Raw genomic sequence first — 26599 nt, 5'->3', positions numbered from 1 at the left:
TTTAATTCAATGTGCTTCCGACTTCACGTCGGAAGCACATTGAATTAAAAAACTAAACCTTAATTTTCTTCCATTTACCTTTTTTAAACAGAATAAATGCGGCTATTGCAATGCCGGCCTCTGCGGTTGGAATAGCAATAAAAACACCTGTTGGTCCCATCTCTAAATATTTGGCCAAAAAATAAGCCAATGGAATCTGGAACAGCCAGAATGCAAAGACATTGATTTTGGTTGGTGTCCAGGTATCTCCTGCACCGTTAAATGCACTGGTAAATACCATGCCAGCACCATAAATAATGAAGCCACCGCTCATAATTTTCAGTGCCCGACTGGCCACTTTGATCACTTCCTGATCTTTGGTGAAAAACGCCGCAAAAAATTGTCCACAGGTTAAAAATAGTACACTTACCACTGCCATAAAAATAACTGTATATTTCATGGTCTGAAATACCGATTTCTCGGCACGTTCGGCACTTCCTGCACCGAGATTCTGCCCAACCAATGTGGCTGCCGCATTACTCAGGCCCCAGGCAGGTAACATGAAAAACATCATCAATCTTAACGAAGTTTGGTAACCCGCCGAACCATGATCTCCGCCTGTTGTAGCGACCAATTGAGCTAAAAATACCCAGCTACAACTTGCAATAACAAATTGTAAAACACCAGGTGCAGCGATTTTAACAATTGCTTTTATCTGCTCCCATTCGGGGATAAGAAAGCTTAACCTGATTTTTAATGTGTTTTTAGCATTAAATAGATGGTAAATCTGATAGCTTACACCAAGTCCGCGGCCAATGGTAGTAGCAATAGCGGCACCGGTTAAACCAAATGCAGGTACAGGGCCAAAACCATTAATAAAAATAGGGCAGAGGATGATGTTTGCAATATTTGCAATCCATAAACTACGCATGGCAATAGCTGCATTACCAGCACCCCTAAAAATCCCGTTAATGAGAAACAGCAATACAATAATAATGCTACCGCCCATCATAATGCGGACGAATGTAACCCCATGATCGGCAGTTTCGTTCGATGCACCCATGATCAACAGAATGTCGCGCGCATAAATTAAACCCGCAATACTGATCATCAGGTTAATAATCACTGCAATAATTACGGTCTGCATACCAGCCTTACCTGCTGCTTCAGGATTTTTTTCACCTACCCTGCGCGCAACAACTGCTGTTGCGGCCATGCTTAAACCAATGGCCAACGAATAAATGATGGTTAAAACCGATTCTGTTAAACCAACGGTCTGTATAGCATGACTGCTATTTTCCAGATGACCAACAAAGTATAAATCGACCAGGGCAAAAACCGATTCCATGGCCATTTCTAACATCATTGGGATAGCCAATAAAACAATTGCACGTTTAATACTGATAGAAGTTAGGTCAACTTCGTGACCTTTTAAAGACTGGGCCAGGATACCGAAAAATGACGATAATTTGCCCTTTGTCTTTGTAGACTGTGACATATATAATAAATAAAATGTAATGTATAAACCAAATGATACGCGATTAAGCGTACATACCTAAAATTAAAGCGGAGGGGAATCCTCGGTTGTTTAGAACCTCAAACGGATTGCAGATACTATCATGGCTCTGGTCTTATTGATGAGGCAAATATAGAGAAAATTTTTAATTGTCAAGTTTTGATGACCGATTTTTATGAAAGTGATTAACTTTTGACAATTGATTTATGGCTACTACTCACATATCAATAGCCTTAATTTTTTAACCAGGGAGACACGGAATACACAAGTTTATGATAATTGTTACCTTATATCTGCGTAATCACAATTATATGTTGTAGGCTTCAATCATTTCTTCAGTAACTTTTGTGCCTCTGCCTGTATTTAAATCAATTAATACATAATCAAAAATACCATCTGAAGCTACTTTCCCTGTTTTTTGGTTGATAATTTCGAACTGAACAGAGCAGCCTTTATCGTTCATGGTCAGGATTCCGGTGCGGATGAGCATTAAATCGTTCATTAACAGCGGACGTTTAAAATTAATATCCACATGGCTTACCACCCAGCCTAAACCCTGCCTGGTGAAATGCTCCCAGGGCATGCCGTAGAATTTTTCCATCTGCTCGTAACGTGCTGCCAGTACATAATCCAAATATTTACTGTTATGCACGTGATTAAACATATCGATATCATCAGGACGTACACGTAGTTCGCTTTCGAAAATGCTGTATTGGTTCTTTTCCAAGGGTAAAATGTTTTGTGCAAAAGTATATTTTTATTGCTCTTTTTTCGTATTTTTGATGTGAAATGGGAAAACTCAAATTATATGATATTAATATTCCACGCGAAACAATTGTTGAGGAGCGTGAAAGTTTTTATCTGAGCCGAACCCCAGGGCAACGCTTCTTTGGTGTGTTACAGCTCAATCAAATATCTGTTATGATGAATGGCGGTCAGCCTTTAAAAACTCCACAGGGCAAAGGCCTTGTAATCCGTAAGCTAGCCCTATAATTTTCTTTTATGTCTTTTGATAAAGAAAATCCTGAAATGCTTTTGTTATTGGAAACATTTGAGCAGTTTAATGTTAATTATCTGATTGTGGGCGGTTTTGCTGTTAACCGGTATGGCTATAACCGTACTACCGGTGATTTGGATATTTATCTCAAGGATACTAAGGATAACAGACAGAATTTAATATACGCACTTGATAAAATGGGCTATGGCAGATATGATATGTTATTGGATGTTCCGATTATTGCTGGTTATTGCGAAGTTTTAATGGATGATGGTATGTATGCCGATTTAATGACAGATATCCCAGGGCTTGATAAACAAAAGTTCGATGAGTATTTCGAAATGGCTACAGTTGATCAAATCAATGGCATTAAGGCAAGATTTCTGCATTATAATCACCTTTTGGACAATAAACGGGCTACCAACAGACCAAAAGATCAGCTTGATGTTTTAGAATTAGAGCGGATTAACAAAAGGAGACAGGTTTGATTTATAAATGTATAAAACACCCCTTGCTTTTAACCAAAAATAACTTTATCTTTGCGCCACAATTAATTAATTTATTTGCTTTAATATTATTCAAGAAATGTATTTAAGTCCAGAAAAAAAAGCCGAAATCTTTAAACAACACGGCGAAGTAGAAACCAACACTGGTTCTGCAGAAGGTCAAGTAGCGTTATTTACATACCGTATTGCGCACTTAACAGAACACTTAAAGAAAAACCGTAAGGATTTTTCTACCCAGTTGTCACTTCAAAAATTGGTAGGTAAACGCCGCGGTATTTTGGCTTACCTATACAAAAAAGATATTGAGCGCTACCGTGCTATCATCAAAGCTTTATCGCTTCGTGATATCATTAAACAAAAATAAGCGAATTTTATCAGCGAAAGCCATTCTTCAGGGAGTGGCTTTTTACTTTCCTGTTATTTTTTTAACGGGATTTGTTATAGATAGGCTTTTTTAATCTATCTTCGTTTGCAAAAACAAAAACATATATAAACAACGGTGTGTAGAAAGAGGAAAACACACCATAATTCTAATTAAATGAATGTAATAAAAAAATCGTTCGATTTGGGCGATGGCAGAATTGTAGAAATTGAAACAGGTAAACTGGCTAAACAGGCCGATGGTTCGGTAGTAGTGAAAATGGGCGATACCATGTTGCTTGCAACTGTAGTGTCAACTGTTGGCGCAAAACCAGGAACCGATTTTTTACCTTTATCGGTTGATTATCAGGAGAAATATGCGGCAACCGGCCGTATCCCAGGTGGCTTTTTACGCCGTGAAGCAAGATTGTCTGATTATGAGGTATTAATCTCACGTTTGGTAGATAGGGCTTTACGTCCACAGTTCCCTTCTGATTATCACTCTGATACCCAGGTGATGATTTCATTAATCTCTGCTGATAAAAATATCATGCCTGATTGTTTGGCAGGTTTAGCGGCATCAGCTGCATTATCTGTTTCTGATATTCCTTTCAACGGTCCTATTTCTGAAGTACGTGTGGCTAAAATCGACGGTAAATTGGTAATCAATCCCTTCGCCAGCGATTTAGAGCGTGCTACACTTGAGTTTATGGTTGCCGGTTCGGCTAACGATATCTGTATGGTAGAAGGTGAGTGCGACGAGATCCAGGAAGATGAAATGGTTGAGGCTTTAAAATTTGCACACGATGCTATTAAAGTTCAATGTGCTGTTCAGGTTGAATTGACCGAAGCTACAGGCAAAACCGTAAAACGCGAATACAGTCACGAAGACCATGATGCTGATTTAAAAGCTAAAGTTTATGCTGATACTTATGATAAAGTTTACGCTGTAGCAAAAGCTGGTGGCAATAAAGATGTTCGTAAAGAAGGTTTTACCGCTATCATCAACGAATTCTTCGAGGCAATGCCAGAAGATACCGCTGATTTAACAAAAGCAATGGCTAAACATTATTACCATGATGTTCAGTACGATGCAATCAGAAATTTATTATTGGATGAAGGCATCCGTTTAGATGGCCGTCAAACTACCCAAATCCGTCCAATCTGGAGTGAAGTTGGTTATTTGCCTGCTGCACACGGTTCGGCTGTATTTACTCGTGGCGAAACCCAATCTTTAACATCGGTTACTTTAGGTAGCAAAGATGATGAGCAGATGATTGATGGTGCTTTCTTTAATGGCTACCAGAAATTCTTATTGCACTATAACTTCCCGGGTTTCTCTACAGGAGAGGTTCGTCCGAACAGGGGTGCTGGCCGTCGCGAAATTGGTCACGGTAACCTGGCTCAACGTTCGTTGAAAAAAGTATTGCCACAGGGTGAGGCAAATCCTTACACCATCCGTGTGGTTTCTGATATCTTAGAATCTAACGGTTCATCATCAATGGCAACTGTTTGTGCTGGTACATTGGCACTTATGGATGCAGGTATTAAAATCAAAGCTCCTGTATCAGGTATTGCGATGGGTTTAATCACCGACGAGAAAACCGGTAAATATGCAATCCTTTCTGATATTTTAGGTGATGAAGATCATTTAGGTGATATGGACTTTAAAGTAACCGGTACCGAAAATGGTATTGTTGCTTGCCAAATGGACTTAAAAATCAATGGTTTATCATACGAAGTATTAACCAAAGCGTTATTGCAGGCTAAAGATGGTCGTTTACACATCTTAAACGAGATGAAGAAAACCATCAGCAGTCCTAACGAAGATTACAAACCACATGCACCACGTATTGTTTCTTTAACTATCGATAAAGAATTTATCGGTGCAATTATCGGCCCTGGAGGTAAAATTATCCAGGAAATGCAACGCGAAACCGGCGCATCAATCTCTATCGAAGAAGTTGATGGCAAAGGAATTGTTGAAGTATTTGCTGATAACAAAGCATCTATTGATGCAGCGGTTACCCGTATCCGTAATATCGTTGCCAAACCAGAAATTGGTGAGGTTTACCAGGGTAAAGTAAAATCAATTATGCCATTTGGTGCATTTGTTGAGATTATGCCAGGTAAAGATGGTTTATTGCACATTTCTGAAATTTCATGGCAACGTTTAGAAACCATGGACGGTGTACTGAAAGAAGGTGATAAAATCGAAGTTAAATTATTAGACATCGATAAACAGGGTAAAATGAAACTTTCGCGCAAAGTTTTATTGCCAAAACCTGAAAAACCGGCAGCGCCACAGGCATAAAAAAAGTCCGGAGTCGGAAGTCCGAAGTCGGCGAATATATATAACCCTTTCAGTTTTACTGGAAGGGTTTTTTGTTGATATAAATATTAACTTCAATATTTCTAACTAAAAACTTTCGCAGTTGTTTTGTAACTTGCATCATACCGTCACCCTGTCCCGAAAAATCGGGACAGGGTGACGATCGCTTTTAGATTTTGCTGCTATAATCATGATAGCCATTTATTTGCCTAATTATAAGGATTAAGAATAAAATATGAAATACATTATTGCCCCATCTATACTTTCTGCCGATTTTGGCAATTTACAACGCGATATTGAAATGATTAACCAAAGTGAGGCCGATTGGTTCCACGTTGATGTAATGGATGGCGTTTTTGTGCCCAATATCTCTTTTGGTTTCCCAATAATGGCTGCTGTAAAAAAACATGCGGTTAAACCATTGGATGTACATTTAATGATCGTTGATCCCGATAAATATATAGAGGATTTTGCTAAAGCAGGAGCAGATAGGATCACCGTACACTACGAGGCCTGCACACATTTACACAGAACCATTCAGTTAATTAAGGCATCAGGCTGTAAGGCTGGGGTGGCTTTAAATCCACATACACCGGTAAGTTTATTGCAGGATGTGATCGAAGATCTTGATCTGGTGCTGATTATGTCAGTAAATCCGGGCTTTGGCGGACAGGCTTTTATCCACAATACCTACAAAAAAATAAAAGATTTAAAAGCATTGATTCAAGGTGTTAATGAAGAACTGGTAATTGAGGTAGATGGCGGTGTTGGTTTACAGAATATTGCTGCATTGGTATCAGCAGGTGCAAACGCTTTCGTGGCTGGAAGTGCAATTTTTGCAACAGAAAATCCGACAGAAACGATTGCTGAAATGAAAAGCTTGACAGCTGGCACTATAAATATTTAATTGTTAAATGTTTTATTGCTAAATTGTTTTTAAGATAAGGCGGATACAGTCTTGATACCTGATGCCTTTGTCTTGACGCTTAATACGCTATCTTATTACCCAATTTGTCTCGATACTAAAAAATGCTCAAATTTCGGCTAATCCTATTTTTGTTAATTGCCGGTTGCAGTTTTGCTGTAGCACAGCCATTGGTTAGGGTTTCCGGAATAGTTTACAGCGATGAGAAATTACCACTATCTCAGGTTACTGTTATTGTTTTGGGTCAGGCGCAAACGGCAGTTACGGATGAATTCGGGGTTTATACCATTTATTCCAAAACAAAAACTTTCAGCATTAAATATTCCCTTTTAGGTTATCTGCCCCAAACCATTAAGTTTAACGAACGGTCGGGTGCAAGGATTGTTAAACAGGTAAATTTAATCGCTAATATCAATGAGTTGGAACAGGTTAACATTACCAATAAACAGAATCAGCTGAGTAATGCCACCACCATAAATATCGCCGATGTTCCATCAATGCCCCTCGTTTCGGGGAATTTTGAAACTATGCTCAAAACCTTGCCGGGGGTATCAACCAATAATGAATTGAGTGCTCAATATAGTGTTAGGGGCGGTAATTTTGATGAAAACCTGATTTATATCAACGATGTAGAAATAAACCGCCCGGTATTGATCCGTAACGGGCAGCAGGAAGGGTTGAGTTTCATCAATTCCGATCTGGTAAGCAAGGCCAAATTCTCTGCAGGCGGTTTCGAAGCTAAATATGGCGATAAACTTTCCTCTATGCTTGATATTAAATATGATAAGCCGGATAGCAACCAGACCATATTTAGCACCAGCCTTTTAAATACTTCGTTAACCACGAAAAAACTGTTTAAAAATAGTTTTTTATTGGCAGGTATAAGGTATAAGAACAATTCGAGTGTATTGATCAAACAGGACGAGAAGGGGAGTTATAATCCTAATTTTGCTGATGCACAGTTATTGTACCAGTACGATTTTTCGGAAAAATTCAATATCAGTTATCTGGGAAGTTTTAATCTTGGTCAGTTTAAGCTCGTTCCAACCAATAGGGAAACACAGTTTGGCACGTTAAGCACTACTTTAAGGTTAAATGTAGACTATACCGGACAGGAAATAGACGATTACCAAAGCTTAGGTAATGCCATCACAGCAACTTATTCGCCAAGGCCAAACCTGGTAATCAAATTTATCAATAGCTATTTTAATACCATAGAAAGAGAACGTTTCGATATTAACGGAAGTTATATTTTTGATGAGGTTGATAATACTTTCCCTGGAGAAAACTTTGGGCCAGTGACTAAAAACAGGGGTATAGGCAGTTATTATAACTATGGTAGAAACAGTCTCAATACACAGATTTTTGCATCTGAAATAAAAGTAGACCAGAACTTTAACAGCCATGTTTTCTCGTGGGGATTAAAATTCGATAAATCAAAATACAACGATCAGCTAAACGAATATAACTATACCGATTCTGCCGGATATATTTTACCCAATAACTCAAAAAATATTGTTTTACAGAATGTAATCAATGTAAAAAATAATATTGATATCAAAAATTACAGTGCTTATATCCAGGACAGTTATTCGCTTTCCAGTTATGCCGAATTACAGTTGGGCGCAAGGGCTACTTATAGTTCGTTAAGCAGACAGTTATTGATCAGTCCAAGGTTATTACTTGCATACCGGCCAAATTCGAACAACAAGATTTTAAGGTTTACTGCCGGTGTTTACAAACAGCCACCATCATATCGTACCATACGCGATTTTTCTGGTACGTTAAATATTAATCAAAAGGCACAAAGTTCTTATAATACTTCGCTTGGTTACGAATACGCCTTTGATGCTTTTGGAACAAGGTTGAAGTTTACTTCCGAAGCTTATTTTAAATATTCTGATCGGTTGATTCCATATAAAATTGATAACCTGCGCATTAAATACCTTGCCGATGAAGTATCGCGTGGGTATGCCTATGGTGCCGATTTTAGTATTGGGGGCGAGTTTGTAAAAGATCTTGTTTCTTATTTCCGCATGTCGGTGATGCATGCCAATGAAGATATTATCGGCGATAGTTATGTGCAGAATGGCACTACCATTTATCCGGGTTATTTAAAAAGACCGACAGATCAACGTTTAAATTTCTCTATATTTTTTCAGGATAGGCTGTTGAACAGTCCAACTTATAAAGTACACTTAAATGCACTTTATGGTTCAAGGTTGCCTATTGGTCCGTCGCAAACACCGAGGTATCTGGATAAGTTTTTTATTCCATCCTACAAACGTGTAGACATTGGTTTCTCGAAAGATTTCCTGGATGATGCTGCCCTCCATAAACCTAAATTTCTGGATAAAAATTTCAGTTCTGTAATCTTATTCGTAGAGGTATTTAATATGCTGAATATCGATAATACAGTTTCTTACCTCTGGCTAAAAGATATAGACAATGTACAATACGCCATTCCAAATTATTTAACCGGCCGGCAGTTTAACTTAAAATTAATTGTGAAGCTGAAGAATAAGCCTTGATAGAAAACAACATTTAAACCTATCAGGTTTTTAAAACCGGATAGGTTTTTTCTGTCTGTTTTTAGTAAAACGTTTTAATTGCAAAAACTGCAATAAATCAATCATTTTCTTGCTTTTTTTTAACAAAATTTAATTTTTTAGGGTACGATTTTATGGGCATAACTGCTTTAAAAATTTTACATTTACGCCCATAAAACATTATATAATAAGATGAAGCATAATTTTGGCGCAGGCCCTTGTATTTTACCTCAAGAAGTGTTTAAACAAGCAGCTCAGGCTGTTTTAGATTTTAACGATGGATTATCGATTTTAGAGATTTCGCACAGAACAACCGAATTTGAGGCAGTTGTTGCTGAAGCTGATAAGTTGGTAAAAGAATTATTAAATGTGCCTTCCGGTTATTCCGTTTTATTTTTACAGGGAGGTGCAAGTTTACAGTTTGCAATGGTGCCAATGAACTTATTGGGCGATGGACAAACTGCAAGTTATTTAGATTCGGGCGTTTGGGCATCAAAAGCATTAAAAGAAGCTAAATTTATCGGTAATGTAAATGTGGTTGCTTCTTCAAAAGATGCAAACTATACCTTTATTCCAAAGGATTTCGAAATCCCTGCCGATAGCGCTTATTTCCACTATACCTCTAACAATACGATTTATGGTACCGAGCTTTTCGAAGTTCCTAAAACTAGCGTTCCTGTAGTTTGCGATATGTCGTCTGATATTATGAGCCGTGTAATCGATGTTTCCCAGTTCGATCTGATTTACGCCGGTGCACAGAAAAATATCGGTCCTGCAGGTTTAACCATCGCCATTGTTAAAGATGAAATTTTAGGTAAAATCGACCGTAAAATTCCATCGATGTTAAACTATCAGTCGCACATCGATAACGGTTCGATGTACAATACACCTCCGGTATTCTCTATTTATGTTGCTTTATTAAACCTTCGTTGGTTAAAATCAAAAGGTGGCGTTGCCGAAATCGAAAAAGAAAACAAACAAAAAGCAGAAGCGCTTTACAGAGAGATAGACCGTAACCCATTATTTAAAGGTACATGTGCTGTTGAAGACCGTTCGAGAATGAATATCTGCTTCGTAATGGAAAATTCAGAATTGGAAAAACCATTCCTGAAATATGCAGAGGAGCAAGGTATTGTGGGTATTAAAGGACATAGAAGTGTTGGTGGTTTCCGCGCCTCGATGTACAATGCCCTTCCAATTACAAGCGTTCATGCCTTGATCGACGCGATGCAGTCATTTGAAGAACAACAGGCAAAAGCAAATTAATTAAAATTATAACCACAAATGATTAATAGATTACTCAATCGGTGTAATCTATTAATCCGTGAAATCATACATTATGATTAAAATATTAGCAAACGACGGAATCGATCCGATCGGAAAAGAATTATTAGAAAAAGCAGGTTTTCAGGTTGATACAGAAACCATTGCACAAGATAAATTAGCCGAAGCGTTAAAAAACTATGATGCCATTACTGTTCGTAGTGCAACAAAAGTTAGAAAAGAACTGATTGATGTTGTTCCAAATATCAAGTTAATTGGCAGAGGTGGTGTAGGTATGGATAATATCGACGTAGAGTATGCACGCAGTCAGGGTGTTGCAGTAGTAAATACGCCGGCAGCATCTTCATTATCAGTAGCCGAACTGGTATTTTCGCACTTATTTACCGGTATCAGGTTTTTACAGGATGCTAACCGTAAAATGCCTGTAGAAGGTGCTACGCAGTTTAACAACCTTAAAAAAGCTTATGCAAAAGGAACTGAATTAAGTGGTAAAACCATTGGTATTATCGGTTTTGGCCGTATTGGTCGTGCAACGGCTAAAGTAGCTTTAGGTTTGGGCATGAATGTTTTAGCTTACGATTTATATCCATCTGAATCAGAAATTACTTTAGAATTCCAGGGTGGAAAGTCAGTAAGTATTCCTATTAAAACCGTTTCATTGGATGAAGTAATTGCAGGAAGTGATTTCTTTAGCTTGCATACCCCATTTGCTGATAAACCGATTTTGGGTGCAGATGAATTTGCAAAAATGAAAAACGGTGTGGGTATTGTAAACTGCTCACGCGGTGGAACAATTGATGAGCCGGCTTTAATTGCAGCGCTAGATTCTGGTAAAGTTGCTTTTGCAGGTTTAGATGTTTTCGATAATGAACCTACACCTTTGGCAGCAATTTTAACCCACCCGAAAATCTCTTTAACACCGCATATCGGTGCATCAACAAATGAAGCCCAGGAACGTATTGGTACTGAATTGGCTACTTTAATTATTGAGCATTTTAAGAAATAATTTTATAAATCCAGACCTTATAGGTTTTTAAAACCTATAAGGTCTTTTATACTCTAATCCAACGCATTCGTTGTAACCCAATAACGATAGCCCAATATCGCTTTCTGGAAGTTGGTGAGCTTATTCGGGTCTTTTTTATACAAACTAGGCAAAACCACTTTGTTGATCTTCGCCAGGATTTTAAACATTCCTTTTTTCATAATTTGTTTATTGATTTTAAAGGTTATGAAGCTGCTAAAATCTTATTATAAAATTTAGGACTTGATTTTAGCGGTTTCATATCGTTGTAGTTTTTTGTTGAAGAAATAAAATCCGCCTGCCATTATTAAAATCAAAAATGCGATGATGTAGGTTGATAAACTGCCTTTATTCTTTTTATTTAGGTCTTCTTTTAATTGTGCATTCTGATCCTGAAGTTTTTTAATGGTACCCATGTATGCTTCGATCCGGCTTTGTGAGTTGTCCGCTACTGCAACTTTTTGCTGGTTCTGCAGATCTTTATAATCCATCAATATTTTTAGCTCTTTAAAAATATTATTATCCGTTAAAACCACCTGACGTAAAATTTCATTCGAATTTTTAATGTCTTTTTTGGTCTGCCAGCCAAAAATACCCGATCGCTGTGTTAAACTTTCATCATATTGACCAAACTTGGTGCTACGTTCCTGAAGCAAAGTGTTTACTTTAACACGTTGGGCAGCATAGGCTGTAGTATCCTGTTGTGCATAGGCTTGAAAAGCCAGCAAAATAAATGGAAGCAGGTAAAAGTATTTCTTCATGGCATATAAACGTGAAAAGGGTAGAAGTTGTTTTACTGGTTCAATGGTTCATTTGTCATTCGTTTATTGGTAATGCAAAATGATCGTCATCTCGACTGAAACGCAGTGGAATGGAGAGATCTGCCTCGATAGATTTCTCGACTTCGTTGCACTCCGCTCGAAATGACGGTTTTTCCTCTTTAGTCTTTTCGCTTTAGTTTTTCACCTTTTACGAATGAAACTCAACCCTTACAATATCGCCAAGATGCAAGCCCAGTAATCCGCTCGCTTTCCCTTTGTTAATCGCAATTTCAAGATGGTTACTGATCCCGAAGAGGCAAAGTTTTTCACCTTCCTGTACTTCGTTATAGTGCCAGCTTAATTGGGTAATGGTTTCGCTTTTCCTAAAGTGTAAGGTAAAGTCGCGGTTCTTTTGGATTCTCGTAAAAAGATCTTTCGTAATGTTTGTAATTACGTTGCAAAAAGTGTCAATATATACTACACTTCCGCGGATTACATTTGGCTCAATTACAGGGTGCAAAAGCATCTTCTGCTCAATCTCTGCTACAGGTAAACCAATGTCTTTTAATTTGCCACCTTTGGCGAGGTGTGTTGCTGCTTTAACAAAAATATCAACCAATGGAAAGTGCAGGTATTTTAAATCCTGCATAATATTCAGTTCTACCACATCCTCCGGGATATCATCGAATAAAAGGGAGAAAATACCATTATCGGCGCCCACAAAATAATGGTCGCGGTGTTTTACAGCAATGTATTTGGTGTTTTCGCTATAAACCGAATCAATACCGATAAGGTGTACCGTATTTTTCGGGAAATAGGGGTAGGCGTTTTTTAAAACGAAGGCCGCATACGAAATATTGAACGATGGAACCTCGTGGGTAATATCAACTAAATTAACATTAGGCATAAGACTCAACAGACTACCTTTAAGAGCACTCTGATAAAAATCTTTTGAACCTAAATCTGTTGTTAAAGTAATTATACCCATTAAAAATTCATTATTATTGCTTATTCTTGTGTACAGGCCTAAGCGTCTGCAAATATTCAAATTTTAATTAATATACCCCGATAACTTTTTAAAATACTACAGTTTGAACGAATTAAAATTAACCCTGGATACCGTAAATCCTGCTCACTTTTGGGGGCCGAACAACGAGAATTACGAAATGATTAAAGGTGCTTTCGCGAAGTTAAAACTGGTAGCGAGAGGAAGTGATGTTAAGGTTCTCGGTGATGAACAGGAACTTAAGGCTTTCGAGGAGAAGTTTAACCAACTGATTGCACACCTCGAAAAATATAGCTCACTTACCAATAATGATGTAGAAACAATACTGGGTGCGAAGGCTGCCGGTGTTGCAAAAAAAGATGCAGAACAGCCTACCGGCGGTGGCGGAGAAGTAATTGTTTTCGGTACAAATGGATTATTGGTGAAGGCAAGAACTGCAAACCAGCGTAAAATGGTAAGCAGTATTGCTAAAAATGATATCCTTTTTGCCATTGGCCCTGCCGGAACAGGTAAAACCTATACTGCTGTGGCTTTAGCCGTAAGGGCATTGAAAAATAAAGAAATTAAACGGATTATTTTAACACGTCCGGCTGTTGAGGCGGGGGAGAACCTTGGCTTCCTTCCGGGAGATTTAAAAGAAAAAATCGATCCGTATTTACGTCCGCTTTATGATGCACTGGATGATATGATTCCTGCCGAGAAATTGAAATTCTATATCGAAAACCGTACGATCGAAATTGCGCCATTGGCATTTATGCGTGGCCGTACTTTAGATAACTGCTTTGTGATCCTCGATGAGGCCCAAAACGCAACCGATATGCAGTTAAAAATGTTTTTGACACGTATGGGTCCAACGGCAAAATTTATCGTTACAGGCGATGTTACACAGGTAGATTTACCTAAAAAACAGATGTCGGGTTTGTTTAACGGTCTAAGGATTTTAGAAGACATTAAAGGCATCGATATTATTTACCTGAGCGGCGAAGATGTGGTGCGACATAAACTGGTAAAAGATATCCTGAAAGCTTACGGCGATATTCAATAAATGGAAAATGTAAGATGGATGATGTAAAATGCAGGACTGAAGATGTAAAACCTTTCAAAAACCATTATCCATCTTACATCATCCATCTGACATTATTATTCTGGGTTCTTTAATAAATTATATCTTCGGACTTCCGACCCCGGTCTTCGGACTTTCCGACTTTTTTCCTATTTTTACTGCCTCATGAAAGCACTAAAAGAAACCCATTTCAATTTCCCGAATCAAAGTAATTTTTATAAAGGTAAAGTACGTGATGTATATACAATTGCCGATCAATCGATGGTAATGGTGGTATCCGACCGTATTTCTGCATTCGATGTGGTATTACCGGAGGCGATCCCATTTAAAGGACAGGTATTAAACCAGATTGCGGCTAAATTTTTAGCAGCTACTAAGGATATCGTTCCTAACTGGGTGTTGGCTGTACCGGATCCAATGGTTACCATTGGCCGCATATGCGAACCATTTAAAGTAGAAATGGTAATCAGGGGTTATCTGGCTGGTCATGCATGGCGCGAGTATAGCGCAGGCAAACGTTCAGTTTGTGGCGTTGCTTTGCCTGAAGGTTTAAAGGAAAATGATAAATTGCCCCAACCCATTATTACCCCAACCACTAAAGCTTCGGTAGGACATGATGAAGATATTTCGAGAGAAGATATTTTGGCAAAAGGCATTGTTTCTTTAACCGATTACGAAAAGTTGGAAGAATACACTTATGCATTATACCAACGCGGAACTGAAATTGCAGCGAAAAGCGGATTGATCTTAGTAGATACAAAATACGAATTCGGCAAAGCCGATGGTATGATTTACCTGATCGATGAGATCCACACACCAGATTCTTCACGTTATTTTTATGCTGAAGGTTATCAGGAACGCCAGGATAATAATGAGCCACAGAAACAGCTTTCGAAAGAGTTTGTGAGAAAATGGCTGATCGAAAATGGTTTCCAGGGGAAAGATGGTCAGGTGGTACCCGAAATGACCCCTGAAATTGTAAACTCAATTTCTGACCGTTATATCGAGCTTTACGAACATATTGTAGGAGAGACTTTTATCAAAGCTGATGCCGACGCGCTATCAAGCCGTATCGAGAGCAATGTTTTAAAGGCTTTAGAAACTTTATAAAATCCGAAAGAAATTTCTACATTAGTGGAATTAAAGATTAGAGAGATGAAATTTTCAGTAGATAAACACGATAAATATGTAAGCTTAAAGTTAGAAGAACCTAAGTTTACAAATGACAATGCCCCCGGCTTAAAATCAGAATTCTATTTACTTAATGCAGAAGGCTTCCAGAATATTATTGTTGATTTAAGCCATGTTACCGAGTGTAATGATGCACAGGATTTAAGCTGTTTATTGGTGGGCGATAGATTATGTAAATCGGCAGGTGGATTGTTTATTGTAACGGGAATTAACGACGAGCTGGCATCAATTATCGAATTATCAAACATATTTCAGTCTGTAACGTTTGTTAATACATTAGACGAAGCAACAGATTTCATCTTTATGGATGAGTTGGAAAAAGAGTTTAGAGGCGCTAAATAACATAATATTTAAATAACATTACGGGCCTCGTAGTTTCTAAAAATCTACGGGGCTTTTTATATCTGATCATGATGAAGTTTGAGGTTACTATTTTGGGAAGCAGTTCTGCAACACCTGTTTTTAACAGGAATCCATCGGCACAGCTTTTAAATTGTAACGAAAAATACTATTTGATCGACTGCGGTGAGGGTACACAACAGCAATTGGCCAAATTTAACCTAAAAGCAGCGCGGATCGATTATATTTTCATCAGCCATTTACACGGCGATCATTATTTTGGTTTAATCGGATTGTTATCAAGCCTGCACTTAAATGGCCGGATTAAACCTATACAGATTTTTGGTCCGAAACCTCTACTTGAAATCCTCGAAATCCAGTTTAAATATTCTGACACGGTTTTAAGGTATCCGATTGAATTTTTTCCGATCGAAGCCGATCAGTCTACCCAGATTTTCGAAAACAGCGATCTGATCGTAAAAACAATTGTTTTAAACCACCGCATTCCAACCACAGGTTTTATTTTCCAGCAAAAGAAACGGCAGCGCAAGCTGATCAAAGAGAAAGCTGATGAAGTACCTATGGCTTATTATACAGCATTGAAAAAAGGTGTTGATGTAGAACTTCCTACCGGTGAAATTTTAAGGAGTGCGGATTATACAATAGAAGCAGACGCGCCTCGGAGTTATGCTTATTGTTCGGATACTTTATTCGATGAAAGATATTTTTCTACTATTCAAGGTTGCGATACGCTTTATCACGAAGCTACTTTTATGCACGATCTTTTGGATAGGGCAAAGGAAACGCATCATACAACAGCATTACAGGCCGGTGAGGTTGCTAAAATTGTGGGAGCAAAGAAATTACTCATCGGACACTTTTCTTCACGTTATAAAACCCTGCAGATGCTTTTGGAAGAAGCACAATCCGTTTTCGAAAATACCGATTTAGCGGTTGAGGGGAGAACTTTTTCGCTTTAAACTATAGGTGTTTTTGTAAATATTGACCATTAAGAAATTAAGGACATTAAGATTTAGCAACATTCATAGAATTTCCTAGTCGTAGCGTCGCGCTACGACATTCTGTATTTAAAACGATAGTATTTGTTTTTTGTTAAGGGTCTTAGCGAGACGCTAAGACCAGAGTAAGATCCTTCGACTACGCTCAGGATGACAATGAGAGGAGAGTATTCCGTGATAATCCATGCATCTGTGGCTAAAAAGATTCTTCGACGTTTTGTATTTAAGCTATAGTATTTGTTTTTTGTTAAGGGGTTTAGCGAGACGCTAAGACCAGAATAAGACGCTAAGACCAGAGTAAGAAATCTATCTCGAGCTAGATCTCTTCGCTAAGGTCGAGATGACGATCGTAAGATACAAAAAAGCCCCGCAATTAAAACTGCAGGGCTTTCGAATTTATAAAAATTGATTACTTATCTTTTTTGTTCCCACCTCCGAATACCGAGAAGTGTACGTAACGTTTAGGATTTGCTTTTAAATCGATCATTAATTCATCGAGGTTTTTAGAAGCATTGTTCAGATTCTGATACATTTTATCGTCATTCAACAATAAACCTAAACTGCCCTTTCCATTTTTAATCCCTGAGATTACACTCTGAAGATCGGCGATGGCATTGTTTGCATTATCCAAAGTTTCTTTAAAGTTGGCCGCTGCAAACTTATCGGTTACCGTATTGATATTCGCTAAAATATCGGTGATTTTTTGGTTGTTGTTGTTCAGGTTTGCGGTAATGCCTTCAACATTTTTCAAAATAGATTGAATTCTTACACTTTCAGATCCTACTAAACCATCAACTTTTTTAGAAGTAGTTTCTAACGAGGCCAATGTACCTGCAATACTGTTAAAGCTTTTATCAACATTTTTTTGGAAGTTAGGGTTCAGGATGGAATTTACACTGCTTAAAATCGAATCCATTTTACCGATAATCAATTCAGCTTTCTTTTGTATGGGCTGAACCTGTTCCATCAATCCCTTTTCCACATTGCCATTTAAGATAAAACCATCTTCAGCCATTTTTTTAGAGTTACCCAACGACATTACAATTGCTTTACTGCCCAAAAGGTCGGTACCCTCTAAACGTGCAATACTGTTTTCCGGAATTTCGTACTTGCTGTTGATATTTAAAGTAGCCAGAATGGTTCCTCCCGGTTCTAACTGTAGTTTTGCTACACGGCCAATCTGGTAACCATTGATCAGTATGGGTTTCGAAACAGTTAAACCGTCAACCCTTGAATATCTCGCAAATAATGTTGTTTCATTCGAAAAAATAGAGTTTCCTTTTAAAAAGTTATATCCAATAATGAGTAAAGCAATGGCAAATGCGGCTAAAATACCTACTTTGGTTTCGTTCTTAATCTTCATAAGTGTTTTTATTTAGTGGCTGCAGGTTTTAACTGTTTATTAAAACTTGCCTGAGCGTAATTTCTTTTTTGTAATGTTAAACTTTATAAATACACAAAGCCTACATCAATTGTTTTGTTTGGTGTATGTTTAATATTTTCTGCAAAGTTAAAATAACTATCATTTATAATGCCACTTATTTGACTTCTATATTTTTTTTATATGTTTTTATTGCTTCCAGAATAGAATTGGCAATCTCGTTCTGGCCTTTTTGTGAATTGATGTATTTTTCTTCCTCCGTATTGGAGATAAAACCCACTTCCGTTAACACTGCAGGCATGCCACAGCGCTGCAATACCAGAACACCCTGTTCCTTAACTCCACGGCTTAACCTTTCATCCCTGCTGATGTAGCTGTTCTGGATCATTTTTGCAAATTTGATGCTTTTATCCCGGAAAGCGTTTTTTAAAAGTGAAAACAGGATAAAACTGCTCGGGTTGCTGGGGTCGTAACCATCGTATTTGCTTTTATAGTTCTTCTCCAGTTTAATATCGGCATTTTCACGGATGGCGGCATCCTGTTCTTTCAAACGGTGCGATCCTGCCACAAGGGTTTCTACACCTTTTATATGTTTATTGCCCGGCGGCATAGAATTACAGTGCACCGAAATAAACAGGTCGGCGTTGGCATCATTAGCTATTTCTGCACGTCGGTAAAGATCAACATCAATATCCGTTTTACGGGTAAAGATCACTTTAATATCGGGCAGTTCATCTTTGATCAGTTCGCCCAGTTTTAATGCAACTTTTAACGCAATGTCCTTTTCCGTAGAGTAATTGCCTGAAGCCCCTGGTTTTCTGCCTCCGTGACCGGGATCGATTACAATGGTTTTAATTTTATAGCCCTGGGCAAATGTTAGGTTTACGGCAAAAATGGAAAAGAGAAATATCGTTATCAGAAGTTTGATCTTCATTTATAAGTTTTTAAAATGATGTTTCGGCTATACGCTTATAATTTTTAATTGCCCTGATAATGCCTGTTACAATCTCATTCTGTCCTTCCTGCGAGTTCATATAATCTTCGTCTTCAGGATTGCTCACAAAACCAATTTCTGTTAAAACCGCAGGCATAGCAGCTCTTGCCAATACCGCAAGGCTTTTTTCCTGCACACCGCGGTTGGTGCGGCCTGCATTAACGTACTCTTGCTGTAACAGGGAGGCAAACTTTAAACTCCTATCCCTATTGGTTTGTTTCATTAAAGATAACATAATGTCGTTTTCGGGCGTATTGGCAATAAAACCCTCGTAATTTTTCTGGTAGTTATCCTCGAGGAACATGGATGCATTTTCCCTTTTGATCACCTCATCTTGTTCGCCCAAACGGCCCGTACCCGAAACAAATGTTTCTGTACCCCTGGTTGAAGTACTTTTTGAAGTTACTGTTCTGTAAACCGGAACTTTCCGGCCCCGCACTTTTTTATAATAATCAACCACACGCGAAACACGTACCGGCATATCGTTTAAGTGGATGGAGATAAATAAATCTGCTTTTGCGTTATTTGCAATGTTAATACGCTCATATAATGGAATAAAAACGTCGGTTTGTCTGGTGTAGATCACTTTAATGTCTTTCAAACTGTCCTGAAGTGCCTTTCCAAGGTTCAAAGCTGTTTTAAGGGCAACATCTTTTTCCTTTGAATAGATCCCGTGTGTTGCGCCGTCCTTGCCGCCGTGACCAGCGTCAATTACAATTGTTTTAATTTTATATTCCTGCGCAAAAGCTTGATTATCAACTGTGTTTGATAATACTAAATAAATAATAAATGTTAAAATGGATTTAAGATACATCAATGGTATATTTTTCACTAATTTTGAACGTTTTTGATTAAACATTTGTGCAAAAATAACATTCAAATACGAATTTGAAACTTCTTAAGAGCTCTATTTTACTAATTTCTGTCATTTTATTAACACTCGTTGTTGGTAAAGCTAACGCATTTTCGCGATTTTCATTGCAACAGATCATCAAACTGGATACAACTAAAAAGGATACGGTAAAAAAGACCGGCAAAAATAACAGTAGTCTCGACCAGAAAGTAGAGTACAAAGCTGAAGACTCCGTGAAAATGAGTGCCGATAAAAGTATCGTTTATCTGTATGGAAATGCCAGGGTTATTTATGGTGATTTTGAATTGGATGCAAGTTATATCGAATACAATAAAAAGCTGAATACCATTTTTGCAAAAGGTTTAAAAGATCCTAAAACCGGAAGATATGCCGGCCGACCGATTTTTAAATCAGGTAATGATGGCACTGCTATAGCCGATTCTATTTTTTACAATTCCGAAACCACTAAAGCGAAGGTTTACGGCGTGTTTTCCGAACAGGAGGGCGGGTTTTTCTCGGGTGGACAGAGTAAAAAACAGATAGATGACGAGCTGCACATTAAAAACGTAATGTACAGTACCTGTAACCTGCCACATCCGCACTTTGGGTTAATGATCTCTAAAGGCGTGGTAACCGAAAAACAGATTATTACAGGTCCTGTTTATATGATTATCGAAGATATCCCTACCTTTTTGGGGCTTCCTTTTGCATTTTTTCCAAAGCAGAATAAACGTACTTCAGGGGTGATTTTACCCACGCCCGGCGAAGATGCTACAAGGGGATTTTTCTTACAGAACGGTGGATATTACCTGGGGTTGAACGATTATTGGGATGCCAAATTAATGGGATCTATTTATACAAATGGTTCTTACGAAACCAGTGTATTGAGTAACTACACCAAAAGATACAAATATAGCGGTAACATCAATGTATCATACGCCAGCTTTAAAGATGGATTGGAAGGTACTGAAGCATTTGCCAATCCGACCAAAAACTTTAGTATCAACTGGAGCCATAGCCAAAATGCGAATGCCAATCCCGGAACCACATTTAGCGCGAGTGTACGATTGGTTTCTACAGGAAGAAAAGGTTATTATAAAAATACAGCAGCCGGAGCCTCTTACGATATTAATACCATTGCAACCAACTCAACCAGTAGTAGTGTGAGTTATGCTAAAGCTTATTCGAACGGGATGAACTTCTCTTTGGCTGCATCAAGTGATCAGACCTTGAGTACAAGGGCAATATCGTTAAGATTACCAGAGCTGACTTTCAACGTGCCAACATTTAACCCATTTAGTTCTAAAACCGCAGTTGGAGAGCAGAAATGGTATCAGAAAATTACAGTAGGATATAGTTTACAGGGAACAAACCGGATTGATACTTTTGATAGTTTACTTTTTCAAAACGATGGTTTAAAACGTTTAAGAAGTGGTTTTTCGCATAGTATCCCGGTAAATATGTCTTTCACCGCTTTAAAATATCTAAACTTTAGTTTGGGCGGTACTTATAACGAGGTTTGGAATTTCCAGAGTGTTAACAGGAGATATACCAGTTATGCCGATAATACTTATAGTTTTAGGGAAGATACGGTAAGTGGTTTTAAAAGGGCTGGGAGTTATAGTCTATCAACCAGTTTATCGACCAAAATATATGGAAGAAAGGATTTTAACCCACAGGGAAAAATACAGGCTTTAAGGCATGTAATGACCCCAAATGTGTCGTTTTCTTATTCTCCTGATTTTACAAAGGCTGGAGCAGGGCCCTACAGACCAGCAATAGACCAAAATGGACGACCTATTGTAATTACGGGTGTGCCGTTAAAGTATTCTATTTTTGATGGGATGGCCCAACCGGGATCTTTTGGTGGGCCCAACGCCTCCATTGGCTTTGGTTTGGATAATACGGTCGAGTTAAAGGTGAGAAACAAGAATGATACTACCGGAACCGGCTCGAAGAAAATCCCGATTATCCAGGGGTTAAGTTTCAGCGGTTCATATAATTTCCTTGCTACCAGGTATAAACTATCTACTATCGGTTTTAGTGGCCGTTCACAGTTTACAGATAAATTGGGGATCAACTATAACGGAACATTGGATCCCTATGCGCTTACGGCCGATACAATACCCGGGTCTTCATTACGGATCAGGCAGGACCGTTATTTCTGGCAGGCCGGTAAATTTTTACCGCGCTTAACCAATTTTGGTTTCTCATTCGATTATAGCTTAAATCCTGAAGCGTTAAAACGCAAAAACGAAGCGAACGATAAACTCGGTGATGCCGCTAATAAAAAAGGTTTAACAGATATTCAATCAGAACAACTGGCAGCCATTAGCCGTGATCCGAATGCATTTGTTGATTTTAATATTCCCTGGAACTTTTCATTTGCCTATAGTTTCCAATATACAAATGATGGAAACAACACCAATGTTTCGAACACATTAACATTTAATGGCGATGTTAATTTAACACCAAAATGGAAAGTTACTTTTCAATCGGGTTACGATTTTAAGAACAATGGTTTAACACCGATGAACCTTGGTATTTACCGCGACCTGCATTGTTGGGATATGAATGTAACCTGGGTTCCTTTTGGCCTTTACAAAAGTTATACCCTAACCATTAAAGTTAAGGCTTCAATATTGCAGGATTTGAAACTGAGCAAAAGACAGGGTTTTTACAGCACATACCGATAAATTTATGCTAGCCGAAATTATTACCATTGGCGATGAGATTCTCATTGGCCAGATCGTTGATACTAACTCTGCATGGATGGCCAAACAGCTAAATCTGATAGGCGTTTCCGTTAAGCAGATTACCTCTGTTTCTGACGATGAACAACATATTCTGGAAGCTTTGGCACAGGCCGAAAAACGTGCCGATATTATTTTGATTACCGGTGGCTTAGGCCCAACCAAAGATGATATCACTAAAAAAACGCTGGCGAAATATTTTAATATGGGTTTCCGTAATGATGCCGGTGCGTTGGAAATGGTCCGTCAGATATTCGAGAAATTCAAACGTCCTTTGTTGGATGTCAATATTCAACAGGCTGATGTTCCTGATGGCTGCGAGGTGATTGTAAACAGAAACGGCACAGCACCATGTATGTGGTTTGAACAGCATAATAGGATTTTTGTTTCCATGCCGGGTGTACCTTATGAAATGATGTACCTGATGGATGATGAAATTTTACCGAGGATTACCAAAAGGTTTAAACTTCCATCCATTGTGCATAAAACCATCCTTACTGCAAACATCGGCGAATCATTCCTGGCTAAAGAAATCGAAGATATTGAAGATAGCCTGCCTCCTCATATCAAATTGGCCTATCTGCCAAAACTGGGTCAGGTGCGTTTACGCTTATCGGCCAAAGGTGATAATGAAGCAGATTTAAAGGCAGAAGTTGAGATTTATGCCAGACAGATTATTGCAAAAGTGAACAAGTTTGTGGTAATTGACGAAGATATTCCCTTGGAAAAGGCTATCCTGAATATCATGAAAGAGAAAGGTTTAACCTTATCAACCGCTGAAAGTTGTACCGGCGGATATATTGCACATTTAATTACGCAACATCCCGGTTGTTCTTCGGTATATTGGGGTGGGGCAGTAGCTTATGCTTACGAATTAAAAGAATCAATCCTTGGCGTAAAAGAAAGCACATTAACTACTTTTGGTGCAGTAAGCGAGCAAACTGTTACAGAAATGGCGGAAGGGGCAATAAAACAATTCAAAACCGATTATTCTATTGCTGTTAGCGGCATCGCCGGTCCTGATGGCGGAACCGAAGATAAACCGGTAGGTACGGTATGGATTGCAATTTCTTCGAAACATAAAACCGTAGCTAAGGTGTTTAATTTCAGTAACAAACGTATCCAAAACATCGAACGTTCGGCAGCATCGGCACTAACCATGCTATTAAATCTCCTTAAAGAAACAGTTTAGAAAGAATAAAAACTGTATTTTTGTGGCGTTACCAATATAAAATACTGTAATTTAATATGGCTCAATACGAACTATTGTTACCAAAAATGGGTGAAAGTGTTGCGGAAGCAACGGTGATTAAATGGGTAAAACAACCGGGAGATAAGATCGATTTAGATGATACCATCCTGGAAATCGCTACTGATAAGGTAGATTCTGAAGTTCCTTCCCCTGTAGCAGGTAAATTGGTAAAGCAGTTATTTAAGGAAGATGAAGTTGCACAGGTTGGCGATGTAATTGCCATTATAGAAACTGAAGGTGGAGATAGCCCGGTTATCGAAACGCCTGTTACCGAAATCCAGGCAGTAGAAGAAAAAGTTGAAACCATTCCTGGCATTGAACAGCTTCCGGTAGAAAATACAACTGCAGCACCTGATTTTACAGCGTCCGAACGCTTCTATTCTCCTCTGGTAAAAAGCATTGCCGCACAGGAAAATATTTCGCTGACAGAATTAGATTCGATTAAAGGATCTGGTGCTGATGGACGTTTAAATAAAGATGATTTACTGGAATATATCTCCAATAAAAACGGTGGAAGTAAAGTATTAACTGCAACAGTTACGCTAAGTCCTCCGTCACCTCCGGTGATCAACGAAACGGTGGCTGCCAAAAGCGCTCCGCTTACTGAGGTTGCATCTTCAAATAAACCTTCTACGACAAGCGTAAGTAGTGCCGACGAGATTATTGAGATGGACAGGATGCGTAAACTGATTGCCGACCACATGGTAATGAGCAAAAGCACCTCGCCACATGTAACTTCGTTTGTTGAGGCTGATGTAACCAACATGGTTTTATGGCGCAATAAAGTAAAAAACAGTTTCGAAAAACGCGAAAATGAAAAAATAACCTTTACCCCAATATTTGTAGAGGCTGTTGCAAAAGCAATAAAAGATTTCCCGATGATCAATGTTTCGGTTAATGGAACACAGATCATCAAAAAAGGTAATATCAATATCGGGATGGCCGCCGCATTGCCAAGCGGAAACCTAATCGTTCCGGTAATCAGGAATGCTGATCAGTTAAACCTTGTTGGCTTAACAAAGGCCGTTAACGATTTAGCTACGAGGGCAAGAAACTCTAAATTAAAACCTGATGAAACCCAGGGCGGAACTTTTACATTAACCAATGTAGGTAGCTTCGGGAACGTAATGGGTACACCGATCATCAATCAGCCACAGGTAGCTATTTTAGCGGTTGGTGCCATTAAAAAGAAACCTGCTGTTTTAGAAACCGAACATGGTGATGTAATTGCCATCAGGCACATGATGTTCCTTTCTCTATCTTACGATCATAGGGTAGTAGATGGCTCATTAGGCGGTATGTTTGTTCGCAGGGTAGCCGATTATTTAGAGAGCTGGGACCTGAATAGAGAGATTTAGTCAGTTCGCGGTTTTCAATTAGCAGTTTTTAGTTGGCGTAATGCCAACAATTAAACAATTTACCAATTTAAAAATGTTAGCTTCAAATTTAAAATCGATAGTTTCTGATAACGTGTTGCATGCCAAATGGTTAAATACGTTATCTTATATGGAAAATGCAGGTGCAAAGAAGATTTCAGCTTCCGAACATAAAGAAAATGTAAACCTGATTATCCTTAAACATGCGGCAGAAGAACACCGTCATGCCTATTATCTAAAAAAACAGATTTCGAAGGTTGATGAGTCGCTCTGCAGAACCTATACCAATGCCGAGTTACTTTCGCCAAACCATACCAAATACTATTTGCATGCTTTGGATATTGCAGTTTGCCGTTATTTAAAAGAGGTATTTAATCTTTCAGGCTACGACTTAAAATTTGCTGCATATTTATTTGTTACCTACGCTATTGAAGTACGTGCCGATGAGCTTTACCCGATTTATCAGGCTGTTTTGGATGAAGCCAAAAGCAAGGTAAATGTAAAATCGATTATCCTCGAAGAAGAAGGCCACTTGGAGGAAATGATTAATCAACTGGTTGGTTTTTCTGATGATTGGGAAAGTCATGCTGCAGAAGTAATTAGCATTGAAAAAGCTTTATTTAATAACTGGGTTACTGCCTTGGCAGCCGAATTGCCGGTGAGCGCTTAATTTCACATACTCGTCATTGCGAGAAGGCTTTTTCTGCCGACGAAGCAATCTTTGATTGATAATTTTTAAGAACTGCTCTATTGAGATTGCTTCGTCGTTCCTCCTCGCAATGACGAATTTTTCGTTAAAAACCAATCCCGTTTACCTTTGTTTCTAAATAAAGACAAATATCATGGCCAAGTTTTCAGATTTAATTAATGGCGATAAGCCCGTATTGGTTGATTTTTTTGCAGAGTGGTGTGGCCCGTGTAAAATGATGAAGCCGATTTTGGAGCAGTTAAAATCGCAGGTAGGTGATTCTGTTTCAATTATCAAGGTAGATATCGATAAGAATCAGCCGGCCGCTGCTTCATTTAATGTACAAAGCGTACCTACTTTGGTTCTTTTCAAAAAAGGAGTACAGGTATGGAGACAAAGTGGTGTTTTACAGGCATCGCAGCTGAAACAGGTGATTGATGCCCACGCTTAA

The 26599-nt window shown here is 38.5% G+C and carries 25 protein-coding genes; 17 read left to right on the top strand and 8 right to left on the bottom strand.

Annotation, left to right across the window (positions count from 1 at the left end):
* Positions 1-52: 52 nt before the first annotated feature.
* Complete coding sequence (locus B2V92_RS09250) at positions 53-1477, bottom strand: MATE family efflux transporter (RefSeq protein ID WP_293307155.1); 1425 nt, start codon at positions 1475-1477, stop codon at positions 53-55.
* A 325-nt stretch (positions 1478-1802) separates the two neighbouring features.
* Positions 1803-2222 (bottom strand): acyl-CoA thioesterase, encoded by a 420-nt coding sequence (locus B2V92_RS09245; protein WP_293307153.1) that lies wholly within the window; start codon positions 2220-2222, stop codon positions 1803-1805.
* A gap of 62 nt (positions 2223-2284) precedes the next feature.
* Here B2V92_RS09245 and B2V92_RS09240 point away from each other — a divergent pair, with 62 nt between their 5' ends.
* The 8 genes from B2V92_RS09240 to B2V92_RS09205 all read left to right on the top strand — a co-directional run bounded on the left by B2V92_RS09240 (position 2285) and on the right by B2V92_RS09205 (position 11454).
* Positions 2285-2488: a hypothetical protein gene (locus B2V92_RS09240; RefSeq protein WP_293307151.1), complete on the top strand. Its 204-nt coding sequence runs from the start codon at positions 2285-2287 to the stop codon at positions 2486-2488.
* A 9-nt stretch (positions 2489-2497) separates the two neighbouring features.
* Positions 2498-2980 (top strand): hypothetical protein, encoded by a 483-nt coding sequence (locus B2V92_RS09235; RefSeq protein WP_293307149.1) that lies wholly within the window; start codon positions 2498-2500, stop codon positions 2978-2980.
* A gap of 97 nt (positions 2981-3077) precedes the next feature.
* Entirely contained in the window at positions 3078-3362 is a 285-nt protein-coding gene (gene rpsO / locus B2V92_RS09230; protein WP_025146265.1) for a 30S ribosomal protein S15, read from the top strand.
* Between the two features lie 174 nt (positions 3363-3536).
* On the top strand, positions 3537-5672 hold the full coding sequence (gene pnp, locus B2V92_RS09225) for a polyribonucleotide nucleotidyltransferase (RefSeq protein WP_293307141.1): 2136 nt from the start codon (positions 3537-3539) through the stop codon (positions 5670-5672).
* A 253-nt stretch (positions 5673-5925) separates the two neighbouring features.
* Positions 5926-6597, top strand: coding sequence for a ribulose-phosphate 3-epimerase (gene rpe / locus B2V92_RS09220; RefSeq protein ID WP_293307139.1), 672 nt, complete (start codon positions 5926-5928; stop codon positions 6595-6597).
* Positions 6598-6719: 122 nt separating this feature from the next.
* Positions 6720-9146: a TonB-dependent receptor gene (locus B2V92_RS09215; protein ID WP_293307137.1), complete on the top strand. Its 2427-nt coding sequence runs from the start codon at positions 6720-6722 to the stop codon at positions 9144-9146.
* 210 nt (positions 9147-9356) lie between these two features.
* Positions 9357-10430 carry a 3-phosphoserine/phosphohydroxythreonine transaminase gene (serC, locus tag B2V92_RS09210; protein WP_293307135.1) on the top strand — a complete coding sequence of 358 codons (1074 nt, stop codon included), beginning with the start codon at positions 9357-9359 and terminating at the stop codon, positions 10428-10430.
* Positions 10431-10503: 73 nt separating this feature from the next.
* Positions 10504-11454, top strand: a complete 951-nt coding sequence (locus B2V92_RS09205; RefSeq protein ID WP_293307133.1) for a D-2-hydroxyacid dehydrogenase — start codon at positions 10504-10506, stop codon at positions 11452-11454.
* 53 nt (positions 11455-11507) lie between these two features.
* On the opposite strand, the gene B2V92_RS09200 is transcribed toward B2V92_RS09205, so the two are convergent.
* The 3 genes from B2V92_RS09200 to B2V92_RS09190 all read right to left on the bottom strand — a co-directional run bounded on the left by B2V92_RS09200 (position 11508) and on the right by B2V92_RS09190 (position 13221).
* A complete protein-coding gene (locus B2V92_RS09200) occupies positions 11508-11654 on the bottom strand; it encodes a hypothetical protein (protein ID WP_293307131.1) in 147 nt (48 codons plus the stop codon).
* Positions 11655-11708: 54 nt separating this feature from the next.
* Positions 11709-12233 carry a hypothetical protein gene (locus B2V92_RS09195; protein ID WP_293307129.1) on the bottom strand — a complete coding sequence of 175 codons (525 nt, stop codon included), beginning with the start codon at positions 12231-12233 and terminating at the stop codon, positions 11709-11711.
* Between the two features lie 208 nt (positions 12234-12441).
* Positions 12442-13221, bottom strand: a complete 780-nt coding sequence (locus B2V92_RS09190; protein ID WP_113951211.1) for an SAM hydrolase/SAM-dependent halogenase family protein — start codon at positions 13219-13221, stop codon at positions 12442-12444.
* A gap of 103 nt (positions 13222-13324) precedes the next feature.
* Here B2V92_RS09190 and B2V92_RS09185 point away from each other — a divergent pair, with 103 nt between their 5' ends.
* The 4 genes from B2V92_RS09185 to B2V92_RS09170 all read left to right on the top strand — a co-directional run bounded on the left by B2V92_RS09185 (position 13325) and on the right by B2V92_RS09170 (position 16812).
* Positions 13325-14284, top strand: a complete 960-nt coding sequence (locus B2V92_RS09185) for a PhoH family protein (RefSeq protein ID WP_113951210.1) — start codon at positions 13325-13327, stop codon at positions 14282-14284.
* A gap of 183 nt (positions 14285-14467) precedes the next feature.
* On the top strand, positions 14468-15412 hold the full coding sequence (locus B2V92_RS09180; RefSeq protein ID WP_293307126.1) for a phosphoribosylaminoimidazolesuccinocarboxamide synthase: 945 nt from the start codon (positions 14468-14470) through the stop codon (positions 15410-15412).
* 45 nt (positions 15413-15457) lie between these two features.
* Positions 15458-15835 (top strand): STAS domain-containing protein, encoded by a 378-nt coding sequence (locus B2V92_RS09175; protein WP_293307124.1) that lies wholly within the window; start codon positions 15458-15460, stop codon positions 15833-15835.
* A gap of 71 nt (positions 15836-15906) precedes the next feature.
* The gene (locus B2V92_RS09170; protein WP_293307159.1) at positions 15907-16812 is read left to right on the top strand and encodes a ribonuclease Z; all 906 of its coding nucleotides are present in this window, start codon (positions 15907-15909) and stop codon (positions 16810-16812) included.
* A 448-nt stretch (positions 16813-17260) separates the two neighbouring features.
* Here the strand turns inward: B2V92_RS09170 and B2V92_RS09165 are convergent, their stop codons facing one another.
* The 3 genes from B2V92_RS09165 to B2V92_RS09155 all read right to left on the bottom strand — a co-directional run bounded on the left by B2V92_RS09165 (position 17261) and on the right by B2V92_RS09155 (position 20040).
* Positions 17261-18214 carry an MlaD family protein gene (locus B2V92_RS09165; RefSeq protein ID WP_113951206.1) on the bottom strand — a complete coding sequence of 318 codons (954 nt, stop codon included), beginning with the start codon at positions 18212-18214 and terminating at the stop codon, positions 17261-17263.
* Between the two features lie 175 nt (positions 18215-18389).
* The gene (locus B2V92_RS09160) at positions 18390-19166 is read right to left on the bottom strand and encodes an N-acetylmuramoyl-L-alanine amidase family protein (RefSeq protein WP_293307121.1); all 777 of its coding nucleotides are present in this window, start codon (positions 19164-19166) and stop codon (positions 18390-18392) included.
* 10 nt (positions 19167-19176) lie between these two features.
* Positions 19177-20040, bottom strand: coding sequence for an N-acetylmuramoyl-L-alanine amidase family protein (locus B2V92_RS09155; RefSeq protein WP_293307157.1), 864 nt, complete (start codon positions 20038-20040; stop codon positions 19177-19179).
* Positions 20041-20204: 164 nt separating this feature from the next.
* Here B2V92_RS09155 and B2V92_RS09150 point away from each other — a divergent pair, with 164 nt between their 5' ends.
* From B2V92_RS09150 to trxA, 5 genes are all read left to right on the top strand, one after another.
* Positions 20205-22775, top strand: a complete 2571-nt coding sequence (locus B2V92_RS09150) for a putative LPS assembly protein LptD (RefSeq protein ID WP_293307119.1) — start codon at positions 20205-20207, stop codon at positions 22773-22775.
* Between the two features lie 4 nt (positions 22776-22779).
* Positions 22780-24024, top strand: a complete 1245-nt coding sequence (locus B2V92_RS09145) for a competence/damage-inducible protein A (protein ID WP_293307117.1) — start codon at positions 22780-22782, stop codon at positions 24022-24024.
* Positions 24025-24080: 56 nt separating this feature from the next.
* Positions 24081-25442, top strand: a complete 1362-nt coding sequence (locus B2V92_RS09140) for a dihydrolipoamide acetyltransferase family protein (RefSeq protein WP_293307115.1) — start codon at positions 24081-24083, stop codon at positions 25440-25442.
* A gap of 73 nt (positions 25443-25515) precedes the next feature.
* On the top strand, positions 25516-26130 hold the full coding sequence (locus B2V92_RS09135) for a hypothetical protein (RefSeq protein WP_293307113.1): 615 nt from the start codon (positions 25516-25518) through the stop codon (positions 26128-26130).
* Positions 26131-26302: 172 nt separating this feature from the next.
* The gene (trxA, locus tag B2V92_RS09130; RefSeq protein ID WP_293307111.1) at positions 26303-26599 is read left to right on the top strand and encodes a thioredoxin; all 297 of its coding nucleotides are present in this window, start codon (positions 26303-26305) and stop codon (positions 26597-26599) included.

Source organism: Pedobacter sp. UBA5917 (assembly GCF_002432345.1).
Classification (GTDB): Bacteria; Bacteroidota; Bacteroidia; order Sphingobacteriales; family Sphingobacteriaceae; genus Pedobacter.
This window is presented reverse-complemented; position numbering and strand designations above follow the sequence as displayed.

Coding starts and splice junctions, on each gene's coding strand:
- B2V92_RS09250 (WP_293307155.1), bottom strand. CDS start 1,477: ATGTCACAGTCTACAAAGACAAAGGGCAAATTATCGTCATTTTTCGGT.
- B2V92_RS09240 (WP_293307151.1), top strand. CDS start 2,285: ATGGGAAAACTCAAATTATATGATATTAATATTCCACGCGAAACAATT.
- B2V92_RS09235 (WP_293307149.1), top strand. CDS start 2,498: ATGTCTTTTGATAAAGAAAATCCTGAAATGCTTTTGTTATTGGAAACA.
- rpsO (WP_025146265.1), top strand. CDS start 3,078: ATGTATTTAAGTCCAGAAAAAAAAGCCGAAATCTTTAAACAACACGGC.
- pnp (WP_293307141.1), top strand. CDS start 3,537: ATGAATGTAATAAAAAAATCGTTCGATTTGGGCGATGGCAGAATTGTA.
- rpe (WP_293307139.1), top strand. CDS start 5,926: ATGAAATACATTATTGCCCCATCTATACTTTCTGCCGATTTTGGCAAT.
- B2V92_RS09215 (WP_293307137.1), top strand. CDS start 6,720: ATGCTCAAATTTCGGCTAATCCTATTTTTGTTAATTGCCGGTTGCAGT.
- serC (WP_293307135.1), top strand. CDS start 9,357: ATGAAGCATAATTTTGGCGCAGGCCCTTGTATTTTACCTCAAGAAGTG.
- B2V92_RS09205 (WP_293307133.1), top strand. CDS start 10,504: ATGATTAAAATATTAGCAAACGACGGAATCGATCCGATCGGAAAAGAA.
- B2V92_RS09200 (WP_293307131.1), bottom strand. CDS start 11,654: ATGAAAAAAGGAATGTTTAAAATCCTGGCGAAGATCAACAAAGTGGTT.
- B2V92_RS09195 (WP_293307129.1), bottom strand. CDS start 12,233: ATGAAGAAATACTTTTACCTGCTTCCATTTATTTTGCTGGCTTTTCAA.
- B2V92_RS09190 (WP_113951211.1), bottom strand. CDS start 13,221: ATGGGTATAATTACTTTAACAACAGATTTAGGTTCAAAAGATTTTTAT.
- B2V92_RS09180 (WP_293307126.1), top strand. CDS start 14,468: ATGAAAGCACTAAAAGAAACCCATTTCAATTTCCCGAATCAAAGTAAT.
- B2V92_RS09175 (WP_293307124.1), top strand. CDS start 15,458: ATGAAATTTTCAGTAGATAAACACGATAAATATGTAAGCTTAAAGTTA.
- B2V92_RS09170 (WP_293307159.1), top strand. CDS start 15,907: ATGAAGTTTGAGGTTACTATTTTGGGAAGCAGTTCTGCAACACCTGTT.
- B2V92_RS09165 (WP_113951206.1), bottom strand. CDS start 18,214: ATGAAGATTAAGAACGAAACCAAAGTAGGTATTTTAGCCGCATTTGCC.
- B2V92_RS09160 (WP_293307121.1), bottom strand. CDS start 19,166: ATGAAGATCAAACTTCTGATAACGATATTTCTCTTTTCCATTTTTGCC.
- B2V92_RS09155 (WP_293307157.1), bottom strand. CDS start 20,040: ATGTATCTTAAATCCATTTTAACATTTATTATTTATTTAGTATTATCA.
- B2V92_RS09145 (WP_293307117.1), top strand. CDS start 22,780: ATGCTAGCCGAAATTATTACCATTGGCGATGAGATTCTCATTGGCCAG.
- B2V92_RS09140 (WP_293307115.1), top strand. CDS start 24,081: ATGGCTCAATACGAACTATTGTTACCAAAAATGGGTGAAAGTGTTGCG.
- B2V92_RS09135 (WP_293307113.1), top strand. CDS start 25,516: ATGTTAGCTTCAAATTTAAAATCGATAGTTTCTGATAACGTGTTGCAT.
- trxA (WP_293307111.1), top strand. CDS start 26,303: ATGGCCAAGTTTTCAGATTTAATTAATGGCGATAAGCCCGTATTGGTT.